At 59.4% G+C, this 796-nt stretch carries 1 pseudogene; it reads right to left on the bottom strand.

Going from position 1 to position 796, the window contains the following annotated elements:
• Positions 1-289, bottom strand: a pseudogene (locus tag DBR22_RS24145) (hypothetical protein); the annotation flags it as partial.
• Between the last annotated feature and the right edge of the window lie 507 nt (positions 290-796).

The raw sequence follows: 796 nt of genomic DNA on the forward strand, positions 1-796 counted from the left end.
GGAAGATATGGAAATCCGAGCTGGCGGTGTCCCACAGGTTCCCCCACCAGAAGCCGTCGTTGAACCACAACGCACTCGTTGCGCGCTTTGTGCCGGTCGGCGTCCCGGTCCCCGAATGCGACGGACCCTCAACCCCGATATCACCCTCAGCCGCCGACGCCGCAACGGGAACCACGAAAAATGCCAGCGTTACAAGCAGTGCGGTCAGAAGTGCGTGGAGCCGCAGATTGGGCCACCGGCGCGGAGGCGGACCACCCAAGGGATCAACGCCTCGCTTGAGGAAAAGCACGGAAGTCCTGGCACTACTGCCACGCTCGCCTCCGCGGAAAAATGGATAATTATTCAATTTCGCTCCCCAGGGTTGAATGCCAGCGCCAATTCCCAGATGGTTCATTGTCATTGCTCAGGGCATCCAAAACAATCCCGGGCACCCCCTAATCGATGCCCCTAATGCCTATGTACGGAAAAGACGGCCCTCGTTATTCCTTCCACAATTGAGACAAACCAAGTACCGGGTGCAGAAAATCAAGTAGTGCCGGCCGATATTCGGGTACCGGTCCTTATTCTGGGCTGGTCCGGCCGCGGATAGGATGCATCTACGACGCTGAATGTTGCTGGGGGCATCCGTAGCGGACGTCCGGTGCCTTTGTGCAGCGCGCCGGCCGACGGATAGGAATTCCATGGCTCACAGTGTTAGTGTTCGGCGCACTCAGGCGGCTGGCGGATCTTTGCGCCAGGCTCCCACGCTGCTCCGGTTCCTGCTTGTGGCGGTTTTAGCTGCCGCCCTCGCAAGCAT

It is taken from the genome of Arthrobacter sp. HMWF013 (assembly GCF_003061105.1).
Taxonomy (GTDB): Bacteria; Actinomycetota; Actinomycetes; order Actinomycetales; family Micrococcaceae; genus Arthrobacter.